At 39.1% G+C, this 16,433-nt stretch carries 13 protein-coding genes; 8 read left to right on the top strand and 5 right to left on the bottom strand.

The features are described from left to right. The first annotated feature begins 226 nt into the window (after window positions 1-226). Window positions 227-1,585 carry a putrescine aminotransferase gene (locus MMG00_RS09170; RefSeq protein ID WP_242147602.1) on the top strand — a complete coding sequence of 453 codons (1,359 nt, stop codon included), beginning with the start codon at window positions 227-229 and terminating at the stop codon, window positions 1,583-1,585. Between the two features lie 159 nt (window positions 1,586-1,744). Then, a complete protein-coding gene (locus MMG00_RS09165) occupies window positions 1,745-3,226 on the top strand; it encodes an aldehyde dehydrogenase family protein (RefSeq protein ID WP_242147600.1) in 1,482 nt (493 codons plus the stop codon). 550 nt (window positions 3,227-3,776) lie between these two features. Here the strand turns inward: MMG00_RS09165 and MMG00_RS09160 are convergent. Beyond that, complete coding sequence (locus MMG00_RS09160) at window positions 3,777-5,168, bottom strand: NAD-dependent succinate-semialdehyde dehydrogenase (protein ID WP_242147598.1); 1,392 nt, start codon at window positions 5,166-5,168, stop codon at window positions 3,777-3,779. A 433-nt stretch (window positions 5,169-5,601) separates the two neighbouring features. Between MMG00_RS09160 and MMG00_RS09155 the strand changes: the two genes are divergently transcribed. The 6 genes from MMG00_RS09155 (at window position 5,602) to MMG00_RS09130 (ending at window position 12,218) form a co-directional block, all read left to right on the top strand. Beyond that, entirely contained in the window at window positions 5,602-6,288 is a 687-nt protein-coding gene (locus tag MMG00_RS09155) for an ankyrin repeat domain-containing protein (RefSeq protein WP_270049289.1), read from the top strand. Between the two features lie 136 nt (window positions 6,289-6,424). Next, the gene (gene ypfJ, locus MMG00_RS09150) at window positions 6,425-7,315 is read left to right on the top strand and encodes a KPN_02809 family neutral zinc metallopeptidase (protein WP_242147596.1); all 891 of its coding nucleotides are present in this window, start codon (window positions 6,425-6,427) and stop codon (window positions 7,313-7,315) included. Between the two features lie 203 nt (window positions 7,316-7,518). Then, window positions 7,519-8,448: a hypothetical protein gene (locus MMG00_RS09145; protein WP_242147594.1), complete on the top strand. Its 930-nt coding sequence runs from the start codon at window positions 7,519-7,521 to the stop codon at window positions 8,446-8,448. Between the two features lie 257 nt (window positions 8,449-8,705). Next, window positions 8,706-9,680: an octaprenyl diphosphate synthase gene (gene ispB, locus MMG00_RS09140; RefSeq protein ID WP_242147592.1), complete on the top strand. Its 975-nt coding sequence runs from the start codon at window positions 8,706-8,708 to the stop codon at window positions 9,678-9,680. A gap of 266 nt (window positions 9,681-9,946) precedes the next feature. After that, window positions 9,947-10,999, top strand: a complete 1,053-nt coding sequence (locus MMG00_RS09135; protein WP_242147590.1) for a zinc ribbon domain-containing protein — start codon at window positions 9,947-9,949, stop codon at window positions 10,997-10,999. A gap of 97 nt (window positions 11,000-11,096) precedes the next feature. Next, window positions 11,097-12,218 carry a calcium:cation antiporter family protein gene (locus tag MMG00_RS09130; RefSeq protein ID WP_242147588.1) on the top strand — a complete coding sequence of 374 codons (1,122 nt, stop codon included), beginning with the start codon at window positions 11,097-11,099 and terminating at the stop codon, window positions 12,216-12,218. Window positions 12,219-12,540: 322 nt separating this feature from the next. Here the strand turns inward: MMG00_RS09130 and MMG00_RS09125 are convergent, their stop codons facing one another. The 4 genes from MMG00_RS09125 to MMG00_RS09110 form a co-directional block, all read right to left on the bottom strand. After that, window positions 12,541-13,464 (bottom strand): AEC family transporter, encoded by a 924-nt coding sequence (locus MMG00_RS09125; RefSeq protein WP_242147585.1) that lies wholly within the window; start codon window positions 13,462-13,464, stop codon window positions 12,541-12,543. 168 nt (window positions 13,465-13,632) lie between these two features. Continuing rightward, window positions 13,633-14,130: a hypothetical protein gene (locus MMG00_RS09120; RefSeq protein ID WP_242147583.1), complete on the bottom strand. Its 498-nt coding sequence runs from the start codon at window positions 14,128-14,130 to the stop codon at window positions 13,633-13,635. A gap of 112 nt (window positions 14,131-14,242) precedes the next feature. Further along, window positions 14,243-15,343 (bottom strand): extracellular solute-binding protein, encoded by a 1,101-nt coding sequence (locus tag MMG00_RS09115; protein WP_242147581.1) that lies wholly within the window; start codon window positions 15,341-15,343, stop codon window positions 14,243-14,245. Window positions 15,344-15,589: 246 nt separating this feature from the next. Continuing rightward, on the bottom strand, window positions 15,590-16,393 hold the full coding sequence (locus MMG00_RS09110; protein WP_242153261.1) for an integrase core domain-containing protein: 804 nt from the start codon (window positions 16,391-16,393) through the stop codon (window positions 15,590-15,592). Between the last annotated feature and the right edge of the window lie 40 nt (window positions 16,394-16,433).

The following is a 16,433-nucleotide window of genomic DNA, read 5'->3' as shown; positions in this document are numbered from 1 at the left end:
CCGACCCGAAGGGCGAAGAAAAAAATTTAATCGTTTACAAAAACGACAGTAGTTAGAAGAAATTAGAAATTGAAATTAAAGAAATAGAAAAGAAGACTGCAATCTCTCTCGCTGACCCATGTAGTCGCAAATTATCGGAAAACGATAAGGTTGATAGGAAAACCATTGAGAGATCGCTACTAAGATTTTAAATAATCGCAAAATTAGGAAATATAAAGGAAATTGTATGAGTAAGAATACAGAAGTAAGAGAATTTATCGGTAAAGTATTAGGTTTAGTTGAGAAAGAATCTGTGACTAAAGAAGATGCAGCATGGATCACAGCGCAAACAATTGAAGGCTTCCGTGAGAACGTAAACCCTGGATTTTTAGAGTACCGTAAAACAGTAACTGAAGATCAAGGCTTTGCGGCAGTTGAGTGGTCAGATGGTGGCAATGGTTTTAAAGATGTTAACGGTAATACTTATATTGACTGCTTAGGTGGTTACGGAATTTATAACGTTGGTCACCGTCATCCTAAAGTTGTTAAAGCGGTTAAAGATCAATTACAACATCAAGCGCTTCATAGCCAAGACTTACTCGATCCATTACGTGCAATGCTTGCAAAAGCACTTGCAGCAATTGTTCCTGGTGATTTGAAATACTCATTCTTCACAAACTCAGGAACAGAAAGTATTGAAGCGGCATTAAAAATCGCAAAACTTTATGCTTACAAACATAATCCTGTTGCTTCAACATTTATCGCAACAGTGGGCGCATTCCATGGTAAGAGCTTAGGTTCACTTGCAGGAACGGCTCGTGGTGCATTCCGTAAGCCATTTATGTCGCTTCTTCAAGGTTTTAGACACGTATTATATGGCGATATCGACATGATGCGTAAAACGTTTGAAGCATGTGCAGCAGTTGGTGAAAATGTGGCAGGGGTTATCCTTGAGCCAATCCAAGGTGAGGGCGGAATTATCCTTCCACCAAAAGGTTATTTAAAAGCAGTTCGTGAGCTTTGTGATGAGTACGGCGCTGTGCTTATTTTTGATGAAGTTCAAACAGGTATGGGTCGTGCAGGTTCAATGTTTGCATGTGAAATCGAAGGCGTTGTTCCAGACATTATGTGTCTTGCAAAAGCATTCGGTGGTGGTGTAATGCCAATCGGCGCAACAATCGCTTCTGAGAAAGTATTTGCACCAATGTTTGATAACCCATTCATGCACACAACAACATTCGGTGGTAACCCACTTGCATGTGCGGCAGCGTTAGCAACTATTGATGTGCTTTTAGAAGAGAACTTACCAGCACGTGCAGCTGAAGTGGGTGAATACTTCTTAAAAGGTTTAAAAGAAGCGGCGAAAGGTCACGAAGATCTCGTAATGGAAATCCGTGGTCAAGGCTTAATGATTGGTATCGAGTTCCATAAAGATGAAGTAGGTTATGAAGCTTCAAAAGGAATCTTCGAGAAAGGAATCGTTGTTGCAGGAACACTTGTAAACTCAAAAACAATTCGTATCGAACCACCATTGACAATTACCTATGAAGAAGTGGATTATGTTCTTAAGTCCTTTAAAGAAGTTTTAGAAAACCTTAAGAAATAATTATTCTCTCATTCTTTGTAAATAACTATTTTTAGGGAGAATTTTTTATTAGAAGATTTGTAGCTTGCATGTTCTAATGAAATTCTCCCTTTTGAATTTTTCTAGAGAATCTTTGAAAGGATTATATTAATAACTAACTAAACCGGTATGGAGAAAATAATGGTTAAAGAAATATTAAACTACATTAATGGTGAGTGGGTAAAACCGGACTCAGGTAAAGAAAATATCGTTATCAATCCGGCGAACCAAGAAGTCATCGGAAAAGGTTTCCATTCTTCAAAAGAACAAACAATCGAAGCAATTAAAGTGGCTAAAGCGAACTTTGAGAGTGGTGTTTGGGCTGACTTATCGACAAGAGAAAGAGCGGATGTGCTTAATGAAATTGCCGATAAAATCGATGAGCGAGCAGAAGAGCTTGCGACACTTGATACGTTAGATAACGGTAAAATCCTTCCAGAAGCGCAAGGTGATGTGGCTGATGCTGCTTCAACTTTCCGTTACTACGCAGGTCTAATCCGTGGAACACAAGGGGAAGTATTCAATGCTTCAGAAGATTATCAATCGATGATCGTTCGTGAACCAGCGGGCGTTACAGGTCTAATCGTTCCTTGGAACTATCCTCTTTTAATGTCTGTTTGGAAAATTGCACCAGCACTTGCGGCGGGTAACTCAATTGTCTTTAAACCAGCAGAATTAACACCACTTTCATGCATGGTGCTCTTTGAGATCCTAGATAGCGTTGAAGGTCTTCCAAAAGGCACGATCAACATGGTAATGGGTGAAGGAAACGTCGTTGGTCAAACGATCTCTGAAAGTGACGATATTGATTTAGTCTCTTTCACAGGTAGTACTGCGGTGGGTAAAAAAATCATGAAAGCTTCAGCAGAAGGAAACCTTAAGCGTGTTTCTCTCGAGCTTGGCGGTAAATCACCAAACGTTGTATTTGCAGATACAGATTTAGATTTAGCAGTAGATTATGGTCTTTTTGGTATTTTCTACGGAACAGGTCAAGTTTGTTCTGCTGGAAGCCGTATTTTAGTAGAAGAGTCTATCTATGATGATTACGTGAAGCTTCTCGTTGAAAAGGCAGCCAAAATCAAAGTAGGTCCAGGACTTGATGAAACTTCAAATATGGGTCCAATCGTTTCTGAAGTTCAAATGAACCGTGTTCTTGAATATATCGAGATCGGTAAGAATGAGGGTGCAAAAGTTGCATTCGGCGGCGTTCGTTTAACAGACGGTGAGCTTTCAAAAGGATTCTTCGTTTCACCAACCATCTTTGTTGATGTGAAAAATGATATGCGTATCGTTCAAGAAGAGATCTTTGGACCAGTTGTCACTGTTCAAAAATTCAAAGATGAAGCAGAAGCAATTGAACTTGCGAACTCTACAAACTACGGTTTAGCAGGGGCTGTATTCTCGAAAGATGGTTCAAGAGCCCTTCGCGTAATTAAGAAAATTCGTTCAGGAATTACCTGGGTGAATGATTACCACCCAACATTTATTGAAGCACCTTGGGGCGGTTACAAGCAAAGTGGGATCGGTTTTAGCCTTGGTACATACGGCTTAGAAGATTTCCAAGCGGTTAAACAGATCAACGTTCGCTTGAACCCAGAATCACCAGGTTGGTTCCCACAATAGTTTTTTATTGATAGTTAGAAGTTATCAATGATAAGAAAACCTCAAAAGCTTCACGGCTTTTGGGGTTTTGTTGTTTTGGGAGTTTCATAATAGTGATGGGGTTTTATAGTCGATTCGGTTTAAGTAAAGCAGTTTTAAAAGTAAAACAGGATAGCGAGTGAATCAAATACGCTTGCATGATGCTGGATAGAATGATTCTTGCGCTTCTCATAACCGATGTGCCGGCAATCTAACTTAGTTATTTTTAAATAGATTTTACTATATAGCTATTGCGCATTAAATTCCGATTCGAACCGAAAAGGCTTAAAACGTGCTGGCACGTAATTTCCAAAAATATGCAAGCATTCGATCCAGCCGTTGGATAGATTTGAAAAGAACCATTAGTTAATTCAAGGCGAATAAAGTTTATTAACGAGAGATCATAAACTTAGTAATGATCTATAACTTATTGAAGCGAAACTGAAATAAAACAACAAAAAAGCGAAGCCATCACAGCTTCGCTTTTTTCTTATTATCATCACCAATCGGGTAATTGGATGACTACTATACCTTAGATATTGCCAATAGAGAGATATTTTGTTTCAAGGTATGGTTGAATTCCTTCAATACCACCTTCGCTACCGATTCCACTCTCTTTCATACCACCAAATGGTGCTTGTGCTGTACTTGGTAAACCATCATTCCAGCCTAAGATGCCAAAATCGAGGTTTTCTTGGAAGAAAATGCCACGTTTGTAGTTATCTGTAAAGAAGTACGCAGCTAAGCCAAATGGCGTGTTATTTGCGATCTCAACGGCTTCTTCATAGGTTTTAAATGAAACGATTGGTGCCACAGGACCAAATGTCTCTTCTTGCATGATATTCATATCGTGCGTCACGTTACCAAGAACCGTTGGGTTGATGAAGAAATAACCTTTCTCAACGTCGTGGTTAGTGGTGCCACCTGCTAAAACAGTTGCGCCTTTTGCTTTTGCGTCTTCGATTTGCTCAACGATCTTATCAAAGCCTTTTTTATTGATAACAGGGCCTACTTCAACGCCGGCATCCATACCGTTACCTACTTTAAGCGCAGCAGCAGCTTTAGCGAACTTCTCGCTAAACTCCGCCACAACGCTTTCGTGGACTAAGAAACGGTTGGCACAAACACAAGTTTGGCCTGCATTACGGAATTTAGAAGCAAGCGCTTGCGTTACTGCGTAATCGATATCTGCATCTTCACAGATGATAAATGGCGCATGACCACCAAGTTCCATTGAAACGCCTTTAACAGTTTCCGCGCTTTGTTGAATAAGGAGCTTACCAACAGGTGTTGAACCTGTGAAAGTAATTTTACGAACGTAATCGCTACCTGTGAAAAGTGGTCCAATTTCAGAACCTTTACCGTTAACGATTTGTACTACATCTTTAGGAATCCCTGCTTCGTGTGCAAGTTCTACTAAGCGGATCATGGTTAATGGGGTATCTTCTGCTGGTTTTACAATGAAAGTACAACCTGCCGCAAGCGCTGGGCCTGCTTTACGAGTCATCATTGCTGCAGGGAAGTTCCATGGCGTAATCGCCGCTACTAAGCCAATTCCTTGTTGTGTCACTAAAAGGCGCTTGCTAGAGGTTGCAGCAGGAATTGTACGGCCATAAAGGCGTTTTGCTTCTTCAGCGTACCATGTTAAGTAGCTAGCTGTATAAGCCGCTTCGCCTAAAGATTCAGGAAGTGGTTTACCATTTTCTTTTGTCATAATCTCTGCAAGTTCTTGTTTATTTGCAAGGATTAATTCTGCCCATTTTTCTAAAAGCGCAGCACGCTCATAAGCGGTCGTTTTTGAAAATTTCTTGAATGCTTCATGGCCTGCTTTTAGTTTTGCATTAACTGTATCTGCACTATCTGCTGGAATTTGTGCAAGAACTTCACCAGTTGCAGGGTTAGTGACAGTAATTTGGTTACTCATTTAATTCTCCTTCAATGAATATTGTTATTTGAAGCATTCCCTTAATGTAGGTTTTTCCTACAATTTATGCTCAAGTTCGGATAGTTGAGGAATTTCCTCAAGACAGTTCTATCATAAAAGAAAGTTGCTTAAAAAGGTAGCTGTTGAAGATGAATCCTGAAATAAATTCTCTAATCCTTTCTAGGGGAATCTTACTAGCGATTTTCTTAAAAAAATATTGTTGTATGTTGCATGCAATTAATAGCATTTTTTGAGGTTTCATTCAAATAGAATGTTTACTGAATTATTGATAGGACTTTGTCTTAGATTCAATGCAGATTATCTCTAGTGGATTGATCTATTTTACTTAAATAAGGCCCTGAATTTAAAAAAGGAAGAAACTTATGCTAAGTTTAGGAATCAGTTTCAATAAAAATGCTAGGAGCGTTAATCTATGATCAATCAAAAGAAACAAGGATTACTTTCTCGTCTTTTATTAGGGGGCGCAATGATGGCAATACTAGGAGGGACAATGAGTTTTGCAGAAAATGGTGCGCTATTGCATAGTGCCGTTGCGAATAAAGATTCGCAGAAGGTTACTGAAATTCTTGCAAAAAGTGTGTCGAATTTAGATTCTAGGGACTATCAAGCAAGAACCCCTTTGATGGTTGCAACCCAACAAAATAATGCCCAAATTGCCAAATTACTCATAGAGGCTGGCGCGGATGTCAACGCTAAAGATGGGATACAAGATACGCCATACTTACTTGCAGGAGCGCAAGGTTATAATGAGATCTTAGAGCTGACATTAGCTCATGGAGCTAATATTAAAGATACAAATCGTTACGGTGGTACCGCTATCATACCGGCTGCTGAAAAGGGGCATCTAGAGACCGTGAAGATTTTATTAAAGGCCGGTTTAGATCCTAATCAGATTAATAATTTAGGTTGGACAGCTTTGATGGAAGCGGTGATTTTAGGGAACGGTTCAGCTCGCTATGTGGAGATTGTTAAAACTTTAATTGATGGTGGCGCAGATCCTAATATTCCTGATAAACGAGGAACAACGCCATTAACGCATGCGAAAAATCGTGGGGATCAAGCGATGGTTGATCTGCTTTTACTGCATGGTGCAAAGTAGGGATAGAGATTATTTATCCTGAAGGCGTTTGCTAATAAATATATTGCTAAAAAGGGTTCTTTAAGAACCCTTTTTTATTATTCTAAAACACGGCATAATTACATTTTTAATAAAATGGATTTTATAGAAGGTCATTATGCGTTGGGAAAATGAACGTCGCAGTCAAAATGTAGAGGATCGTCGAGGGCAAAAGGGACGTGCTCGAAATGGTTTAGGAAAAAGCGCTGGTTTTCCGATTCCTTTAAAAGGAAAGAGTGGGTTGGCGATATTAGTCATCGTGATTGCTGCTGGCTATTTTGGCTTAGATTTAACACCCATTTTAAATGGGGAGTTACCGTTTGGAAACCAGCAGAGCCAACAAGGGCAGACACAATATGTCGCAACGCCAGAAGAGAAAGAGATGGCAGAGTTCACTTCGGTTGCGTTAGCGAAAACAGAAGATCTATGGATCGCACGTTTTCGTGAACAGGGGATGCAATATCGTGAGCCAACTTTAGTAATGTACAGCGGTTCAACAAATACGGCTTGTGGTTATGGGCAAGCAGCAATGGGGCCTTTCTATTGTCCTGCTGATGAGAAGGTCTATTTAGATTTAAGCTTTTATCAAGATATGAAACGCAATCTTGGTGGCGGTGGTGATTTTGCGCAAGGCTATGTTATTGCTCATGAAATCGGGCATCACGTTCAACATCTTTTAGGAGTTACAACAAAGATGAGGGAGATGCAATCTCGCGTTAATCAAGTTGAAGCAAATAAGTTATCAGTGAAGTTAGAGCTTCAAGCAGATTGTTTTGCCGGCATTTGGGGTAGATCGATTCAGGATCAGAATCTCTTAGATGTCAGTGATATTAGTGAAGCGATGAATACCGCTGCGGCAATTGGCGATGACCGATTACAAAAGCAAGCACGTGGTACAGTTGTGCCAGATAGCTTTACTCACGGTACTTCAAAAGAGCGCCAAGAATGGTTTATGCGAGGATTTAATACCGGCTCGATCCAAGCTTGTGATACCTTTTCTCAGCGTTAAAATACTCTTTAGAAGTGTGATTGTCGTTAGCTTGCGCTTTAGAAGATGATCACTCGCAATATTTCGCGAAATTTCTGTTATATTGGCAAAGATATTTATAAAATATAAAAGTGATTTCTAAAAAGGCATCTATCCTGATGTTATGGTTAGGGACAATCCGTCAGCTTTTGAGAATCCAAAAATCTTGTATGTTGAGGAGTAGCATGAACATGATACCTTTTAAAAAGACGATATTCATTGCTGGCGCTGCGCTTTTTTTAGCAGCTTGTCAGCCTAATGGCCCTGATATTGAGGCGCTTAAGAAATTAAGAGATGCAGATTCCGGTATCGAGATCACCAATAGCCGGATCAAGTCAGTCACAGAAATCAATGAAACATTATCGCTCTATGATATAGAAGGAATGTTTAAATACCGTGATGGACGTTATCAATATTTAACGGATTTTGGGGATATTAAGATCTATACCCCATTAAATAGTGATAGCACAGAGCCGTTTAATGCAACGATTATTGCGGCAGAAGTGGATAAAAATTGGCAAATTGTCGATGAAAATCTGCCTGAATTTAAAGGACCATTAGGATCATTGCAAGAGGTGGTGACGCACAATACGCTTTTTGCAAATAGTGAAGAGTTAATGCCGGGATTTTTTACCAATGCAGATGGCGTGACTTTTGCCTTAAATGATAAAACGTTAGATAAATATGCGAAAGCTTTAGTCAAAGGGTATGAAGCGAATCTGAAATTAAATCTTGAGCTAGATAAAAAGCTCGAGAAGACAGAAAAAGAGCTCTCAACGCTTCATGGCAAATTAGAGAAGGACGCTGAAAAATCGCTTTCAGATGAGAAGCTCAAAGGGGAAGCTCTAACACAAAAATTAGCAGAGACATTGCCGGCAATTTTAGAAGAGAGCGGTGCTTATCAAACATTAGTGACAGAAAAAGCCCATATTGAAGCAGAGATTAATGCGCTACATCAAGAGATGCCAAAGTTTTGGGAGATGAACGCTTGTTATGATACGGCATATCGTTTCTATGGCAGAATTTGTAATCAAATTACGAGTGCAAACCGTAGCTATCTGCCGGAGATTCGCTATCAAAATCGTCCTGATGCTAAGCTTGAGTTCATGAAGTAATGAGGAAAGTTATTGCGGTAAAAGGTCGGTTTTACTTAGTGTAAGCTAAGGAGTACTGATCTTTTAAATACGTAATTTTATAAAACCTTGGCTTATCAAAGCCGAGGTTTTTCATTATGAAGAGCGAAAGAGGGCTACCTTTGTCATAAATAAGCTTTATAATAGAGCTGAATATTTGGATAGTGATCCTTAATGATTGGGAGTCTTCAAGCCTATTCATCACTCTATTTTATTTAAAACCTTAAGGTATTCAATCAATGTCAATAGAAGCAGTACAAACGCTTGCAAAAGATGATTTCTCAGCGGTTAATCAGAAAATTTTAACAGCACTTCATTCCGACGTCGTGTTGATCAATCAAGTGGGACAATATATCGTTTCATCAGGCGGTAAACGTTTAAGACCATTGATCACGCTTCTTGCAGCAAGAGCGGCGGGTTATGAAGGTGAGGGGCATATTACAGCGGCAGCATTGATTGAGTTTATTCATACCGCAACCCTTTTACATGATGATGTTGTCGATCATTCAGATATGCGCCGTGGTCGTGAAACGGCTAATGAGCTTTGGGGGAATGAAGCGGCGGTTTTAGTCGGTGACTTTATCTATACGCGCTCTTTCCAAATGATGGTGAGCCTTAACTCAATGCCGATTATGAATATCCTTTCTGATGCGACAAACATTATCGCAGAAGGAGAGGTTATGCAGCTCATGAATATTGGCGATCCTGATACGACCGAAGAGAATTACATGAATGTGATTTACTCTAAAACGGCAAAGCTCTTTGAAGCATCAGGCGCAGTTGCCGGCATTTTAACGAAAGAAGCAGGCGGAAAAGATTATGAAAAGGCGCTCGCAACTTACGGCATGTATTTAGGAACAGCATTCCAGCTTGTGGATGATATCTTAGATTATTCTGCAAGTAGCGAAGAAATGGGGAAAAATACAGGTGATGATTTAGCAGAAGGTAAACCAACACTTCCACTTATTTATGCGATGAGAGCAGGCACAAAAGAGGATGCTGCGCTTATTAAAGATGCATTAGTCAATGCCGATATCTCAAAACTAGACTCTATTTTAGAAGTGGTAGAGCGCACAAAATCACTTGATTACACCCATAGCGTTGCAGTAAAACAAGCTGAGCTTGCAATTGAAGCATTAGCTGAATTACCAGAATCAGCTTATAAAGAAGCTTTAAAAACATTAGCAAATTATGCGGTAATTCGTAAGTTTTAAGCCTTTTAGCATTTACAAATAGTGAAGGATGGTGGATTTTCATCATCCTTTTTTGTTGCCGGCAATTTTTTGAAATGATCTGCTAGTAGTCGAGGTTATTTTTCATTTCTTAGATAATTATTGTTGGATACCAAGCTAGGTCTGAGAGGCTTAATCTGGAATATACATCATTATGATTCATAATAATGTATAAAAGAGTATGAAAATCGAGTAATACCATAGATAATTAACCTTATTATCAATTCCTTAAAACAAAGGGGCTCGTCATGGGACAATCTAGACGAAGAACAGAGAAGTGGTTTAATCGTCTTTTATGGATTATTGCAGTGATTTTTGCCGGATTCTTAATTGGGCTTGGCGGTAAAGTGATTGGGGATCTTCCTTTAATGAGTGAGCCTTTGGTATTGGAGAGCTTTTATCAAGAGCCTCAATATACTAAAACAAATGATCAGCTAAGAGAGAAGATTAGGGAGAGAAATGATCTCTCTAATCAAGCAGAGTTGCTCCAAGAATCGATCTCTCTTGAGAAATCAACCTATAAAAATGAGCGAGAAACTTTTGAAAATTGGCTTAAAACTCGCACGGCAACTTTAGATCCGAAGAAGGATAAAGAACTAATTACAAGAACTGAGCATTTAGAGAATATGAATCAGGAAATCTCAACGCTTGAGAGTGAGTATTCAGGATTAATGGTTGCGCAAAAGGAAGTGCAGCAAGCGATGAATACCATTCGCCAAAATATTAATGACATTGAAAGAGATGGGCAAGAGCTGTTTTATAGCGCCATTAAGAAGCAGCAACTCCAAGAGTTTTTAATTCGCTTACTTTTAACCTTGCCACTTCTTGTTATCTCAGCCTATCTTTTTGCCAAACGCCGCAAAGGGAAGTACTGGCCATTTAGTTGGGGCTTTATCTTCTTTTCACTCTTTGCCTTTTTCTTTGAGTTAGTCCCTTATTTGCCAAGTTATGGCGGATATGTTCGATTTGGGGTGGGAATTATAGTCACTGCAGTCGGTGGTTACTATGCTATTCGGGTGTTTAATCGTTATCGTGAACGCCAAAAAGAGGAAGAGTCCGTGAGTGATAGTGAGCGCCGGAAGATGCTCAATTATAGCTTTGTGCTCCAGCGTATTGATAAATCGCTCTGCCCATCTTGTGAGCGAGGGATTAATTACCGAAATCCGGCAATTGATTTTTGCCCTCATTGCGGCATTACCTTATTTAAACGTTGCCCGGCTTGTCATGTTCGTAAAAATGCCTTTTTAAATTTCTGTGCATCTTGCGGGACAAAAGATGATAATGGCGTGGTAAATGAGTAGTAAAAATATGTAAGAAATAACGAGAGAGCGGGATTATCTCCTAAATTATTCTCTCACTATTTTAATGATCAACCCTAGCTCAATAAAGGAGTTTTCAATGAGCAATACCGGTTCTGAAAAAAAAGGAACGCGCCATAAGGAATATGCGGTATTACTAGCAATTGCAGTGATTACGTTTAATCTGTTTTTTGGTAGTACGCAATCGACGGCATTTTTAGTATTGATTAACCTCATGTCATTGGTGGCTATTTTATATAGTGCCTTTAGTGTGGTTAGACATGCCGATATATTCGCTCACCGTTTAGGAGAACCGTACGGATCGCTAATTTTAAGTCTATCAGTTGTTATTTTAGAGGTTAGCTTAATTACAGCGGTAATGTCATCAAGCCCAGGTCCTGGCGCTGATGGTATAGATCCTTATGCTACTTTAATGCGAGATACACTCTATTCACTGATTATGCTTGTCATTAGTGGTTTTGTGGGGATTTCGCTTTTAATGGGTGGTCGAAAGTTTAAAACGCAGCATGTGAATCTTGCCGGCGTAACGCAATATACAACAGCGATTATCCCGCTTGTATTAGTGGTTTTAATCTTGCCAAGTTTCTTAGATGCACAGACTTTCTCGCAAGGGCAATTAATCTTTGTCGCCTTATTGTCAGCTTCACTTTATGCGGTATTTTTGATTATTCAAACAAAAACGCATCAAACACTCTTTATCTATGAGTATGAGGATCAAGATGAGAGTCATCATGGGATTCCTTCAGCCCACTCTAACCTTTGGCATGGTATTTGGCTTGTAATACATCTTGTCTCGGTGGTTGCCATTACTAAAGTCGATTCAGGTCCATTAGAAGCCTTATTGAGTAATTTAAATGCGCCCAAAGCCTTAACAGGATTGATTGTTGCAATCTTAATCTTTGCTCCTGAAGGATTAGGTGCTATTCGTGCGGTCTTAAAAAATGAGCTACAACGTGCGATCAACATGTATTTTGGTTCAGTATTAGCAACGATCTCTCTAACGGTTCCGGCAGTGGTATTGATCTCTTTAATTACAGGGCATGAGATTATCTTAGGGTTACCGATTACCGATGTGGTGCTATTAGGTGGCTTATTTGTCCTTTGCCAAGCAACCTTTGATAGTGGACGCACCAATCAGGTTGATGGCGTTGCTCACCTTGTGATCTTTGGCGCGTATTTAATGTTGCTATTAGGCAGTTAAACTTTAGGACAAATTTTTTAAATATTAAAATAATATGATGAAATCCCCCATTAAGCACTTTGCGGTTAAGCTGTGATCTTAATGGGGGATTTTTGATCTAGGATCTTCGATTTATAGCCGATTTGGATTATAGTAAAATCGGTTTAAAAGTGACTAAACTAGGCTGCCAGCGCATCGGTTATGAGAAGCGAAAGAATCGTTCTATCCGGCATCGTGCAAGCTAATTTGATACACACTCTGTACCCTTAAATACTATTTAAAATAGTGTTTATTAAACCGAATCTACTATATTTCCGGCGTTTGATTTGTAGCATTTCTGCTCTTATGAGAAGCCAAAGCCGCCCATAATAATGGGGATTGTGATGATGGAAAGTAGCGTACTCCATGTAATCATAGAGGCCATCGCATCAGAATCTCCGCCCATTTGTCTTGAGAGAATATAAGCATTGCCGGCACTTGGCATGGTGCCAAATAGTAGGGCAATTGCCGCAGGAAGCCCGGTGATATTAAAGAGAGAGAGTAGTGAAATTGTTAATAGCGGTGTGACAAGGAGCTTTAAGATTAGCGCTAAGCAGACGCCGCTTGTTTTTTTACGATCCATGACAAGAATTAACCCAGCGCCAACCGACATTAAGCTTAAAGGTGTTGCCGTATTCCCAAGATAGAGCATCCACTGCTTAAAGGGGCCTGAAATGGAGATATTTAAGAGGTTCGCGGCAATACCGATTAATACCCCAACAATTAATGGGTTTTTAAATAGGGCAATGATAATTCCCCCAAAGCTCTTCTTGCCACTTTGATTGCTTCCATAAACGTTGAGCACCGAGATCGAGAGAATATTAATCACGATAATCATATAGGCCATAAAAACGCCGGCAATAACGATTCCAGAGCTTCCAAATAAAGATTGTGAGAGCGCTAAAAAGACATAAGAGTTATAACGCACGCTTCCTTGGAAGATAGAGGTAAAAAGGGTGTTCTCAATATTGAAAATACGCTTCATAGGGAAAAGCGCAATCGCAATAATAATGGTCGCAATAAATGCCGCCATCAATCCGCCCCATAATCCAGGCTCACTAAAGTTGGCTTTAGAGACTTCAAGAATTAATAAGATCGGGAAAAAGAGATAGTAAACGAGGGCTTCAATACCTTTCCAAAGATCATTACTTGGAAGCAGTCGTTTCGCAACAAAGCCTGTCATCACAAGCCCAAAAATAGGAATGACAGAGAGAAGAGTTTCTAGCATTTTGAAAAATCCATAGGTGATCACTGCGAGGAATTATTATTGTTTTGTTACTCAAAATTAGCACTAACGCCGAGAGAATCCTAGGGCTATTTAGATAATTGTAGGAAGTCTCTATTTTCCCAATAAAATTTATGTGAATGCTTTATTGGGAATGTTTAATAGATAGAGTCATTCGTTTTTCTGTAGCTCGATTTCTATCGCATTAAAAAGGGTTGTTGCCATAACTTGGTTGTAGTCTGCAATTTGATTCTCATCTATTGAAAAATCAGGGATATCATGGCTAGTTGGATAGCTAGCGCCAATCCACCATAGTTTTTCTATAAGATTCTTTTTAATAAATTTTGGTAAAGCATGAACAGTTTCACCATGATAACGAGTCGCTAATACGCCGATATTGATTTGATCTTTTTTGAGAGCTTTAAGGTGATTATTAACAGTTTCAGCATCATCTCCTGCTGTTGCAACAGCAATGCGTTTATTTGTTTCGATATGCTTAAATACCGCATATCGATCTTGTATTCCCTCTTGTTCTAATAAGCTAGGGTTTAATAGAAGTGTTTCAAAAGATGGATGTGCATTTATGAAGTTAATAAGATTATTTAAAGTGGTGGTTTTGCCACTATTTTTTGCCCCATAATAAGCAATAATTTTTTGAATAGCACTCATAGAAACATCCTATTTAAAATAAAAGAGATAAATAAAAGCCCATTAAACCGTAGTTTAATGGGCTTTGGAAGCACTTTGGAAGATTATCTGATCTTTTTAGAGCTAAAAACGATTATCGACCACTTTTCATCTTCATCCACATGCGGTTAACCGCTTTTTGTGCGCGCATATCGTATGGGCGTTTGATGTGGACATTTTGGAGCGAATCTTCAGATGGGAAGAGGATGGGGTTATCGCGAAGCGCTGGATCTAAGAACTCAAAAGAGGCCTCGTTAGCGGTTGGGAACATGATTTTGTTCGCAGCTTTTGCGCTATTTTTCGCATCTAGCATAAAGTTAATGAATTCATAAGCTTCATCGATGTTTTTCGCATCTTTCAAGATCACCATCTCATCAAACCAGACAATTGAGCCTTCTTTAGGAATGGTGTATTGGATATCATTATCACGACCTGCATCTTCTGCGCTATTTTTGGCAATAAAGAAGTCGCCAGACCAACCAAGCGCCATACAGATATCGCCATTAGCAATAGCGCTGATATATTCTGATGAGTGGAATTTCTTAATGAAGGGGCGAATTTCTGCCATCATCTTCTCTACATTTTCTAAATCTTTTTTAGAAGTGGATTCAGGATCTTGCCCTAAATACATATTGAGGATTGGCATCGTTTCTGCTGGGCTATCGAGCATATAAATGCCACATTCTGCAATTTTTGCGGCATATTTAGGGTCCAGCATTGCCGCTAATGAATCCATTGGGGCATCGGGCGCTACTTCTGCGATTTTTTGGGCATCAAAACCAATGCCGGTCGTGCCCCAAAAGTAGGGAATCGCATAATCATTAATTCCTTCAAAGGTATTGAGCATCTCTAATGCTTTAGGCCAGAGATTTTTATGATTAGGAATTTTATCTAAATCAAGTTTATGAAGTTGATCAGCCTCCATCAGATAAGTCACGGCAAAGTCAGAAGGAACCACGATATCGTAGCCTGAATTGCCGGTGAGTGTTTTTGCTAACAAAGTTTGGTTACTATCAAAGGCATCGGCAATTACTTTAATGCCGGTTTGCTCGGTAAATTCTGCAATCAATTCTTTATCAATATAGGAAACCCAATTATAGATCTTAAGCTCACGCTGTTTCTCTTGTGCCATTGTAAGCTGAGTTAGTCCCATAAAAGCGATTAACATTGTGATACCACGAATGATTCTCATCATGCATATTCTCCTTAGAAATGAAGGGTAATGGCGTAAAACGCTATTTCAAAATTCTGCTTAAGAGCGGAGATGTGCTCTTTAAGTAGTGTAAATAAATTTTTATTAAAACGCTGCTTAAGTTATTTACTTAAGTCATTTGTATAAGTCATGTGCTTATGACGTTAAAAGGGGCTTTTTAACATAAATAAAAGTGAGAAGAAAGCCCCTAACAAGGAAACGATTATCTGTTAGAAATCGGCGGGTTGTTTACACTTCAGTGTTAAAATAATTTTCTAAAACTTCATAAGGCGTTAAACCATTAATACCCTTATGAGGTTTTACTGTGTTGTAATAGTTCAAAAATCGTTTTAGCTTTTTTTTCCGATCATCTGAACTGATAAACTCTTCCTGATTATGCCACATTTCCATGAGTGTTCGAATGACTCTTTCTGCTTTTCCATTCGTTTGAGGGCAAGCTGGCTTTGTAAACTTTTGATTAATCTTATGTGTTAGACACATTTCGACAAAGGCATGTTCTGATGTACCTTTATACTCACGCCCATTATCCGAATAGGTGCATTCTACAGTATAGGGACACTGTTCTAACAGATCCCATCGAAGAAATTCAGCAGCACTAAACTGTGATTTATCAGGATAAATACCGGCATAAAGTTCTCTTGAAAAATCATCAATTCCTACAAATAAATACTCTCTAGTGCGATTTTTAAGATCTCCTTTTAAAAGAGGGAGCCGTTTAGTATCCACATGGACCATCTCGCCAGGATAGTTTTTGTTATAACGTTTAGCCCTCTTTTTAAGTTTCTCTTCAATAGATTTTTCAATCTTTGCAAGACGTTTAATGCCATACTTAATTGTTCTATAACGTTCATTTTTACTAGCTAATGGCACAAACAAGTTCAATCTACCTTGTTTTAGTACTTTATAGATCGTAGGTCTGCTTACCATAAAACGCTCAGCTAGATAGGTTACGGTAAATTTTTCTTGATGATGTAATCGCCAAATCTCTTCTCGATGAAACGGCGTTAATTTTGTTTTTCGATGGATATTCATAACAGTATTTTCTCCTAATACTGTAAACAACGCGATAAAA

This window comes from Ignatzschineria rhizosphaerae, assembly GCF_022655595.1.
GTDB classification, from domain to species: domain Bacteria; phylum Pseudomonadota; class Gammaproteobacteria; order Cardiobacteriales; family Wohlfahrtiimonadaceae; genus Ignatzschineria; species Ignatzschineria rhizosphaerae.
The sequence above is the reverse complement of the archived record's forward strand: the minus strand, read 5'-3'. Positions and strand labels throughout refer to the sequence as shown.

What these genes read in the sequence shown, in the direction of transcription:
- MMG00_RS09170 (WP_242147602.1), top strand. Translation starts at nt 227, where the DNA reads ATGAGTAAGAATACAGAAGTAAGAGAATTTATCGGTAAAGTATTAGGT.
- MMG00_RS09110 (WP_242153261.1), bottom strand. Translation starts at nt 16,393, where the DNA reads ATGAATATCCATCGAAAAACAAAATTAACGCCGTTTCATCGAGAAGAG.
- MMG00_RS09155 (WP_270049289.1), top strand. Translation starts at nt 5,602, where the DNA reads ATGATCAATCAAAAGAAACAAGGATTACTTTCTCGTCTTTTATTAGGG.
- MMG00_RS09160 (WP_242147598.1), bottom strand. Translation starts at nt 5,168, where the DNA reads ATGAGTAACCAAATTACTGTCACTAACCCTGCAACTGGTGAAGTTCTT.
- MMG00_RS09115 (WP_242147581.1), bottom strand. Translation starts at nt 15,343, where the DNA reads ATGATGAGAATCATTCGTGGTATCACAATGTTAATCGCTTTTATGGGA.
- MMG00_RS09165 (WP_242147600.1), top strand. Translation starts at nt 1,745, where the DNA reads ATGGTTAAAGAAATATTAAACTACATTAATGGTGAGTGGGTAAAACCG.
- ypfJ (WP_242147596.1), top strand. Translation starts at nt 6,425, where the DNA reads ATGCGTTGGGAAAATGAACGTCGCAGTCAAAATGTAGAGGATCGTCGA.
- MMG00_RS09135 (WP_242147590.1), top strand. Translation starts at nt 9,947, where the DNA reads ATGGGACAATCTAGACGAAGAACAGAGAAGTGGTTTAATCGTCTTTTA.
- MMG00_RS09130 (WP_242147588.1), top strand. Translation starts at nt 11,097, where the DNA reads ATGAGCAATACCGGTTCTGAAAAAAAAGGAACGCGCCATAAGGAATAT.
- MMG00_RS09125 (WP_242147585.1), bottom strand. Translation starts at nt 13,464, where the DNA reads ATGCTAGAAACTCTTCTCTCTGTCATTCCTATTTTTGGGCTTGTGATG.
- MMG00_RS09145 (WP_242147594.1), top strand. Translation starts at nt 7,519, where the DNA reads ATGAACATGATACCTTTTAAAAAGACGATATTCATTGCTGGCGCTGCG.
- ispB (WP_242147592.1), top strand. Translation starts at nt 8,706, where the DNA reads ATGTCAATAGAAGCAGTACAAACGCTTGCAAAAGATGATTTCTCAGCG.
- MMG00_RS09120 (WP_242147583.1), bottom strand. Translation starts at nt 14,130, where the DNA reads ATGAGTGCTATTCAAAAAATTATTGCTTATTATGGGGCAAAAAATAGT.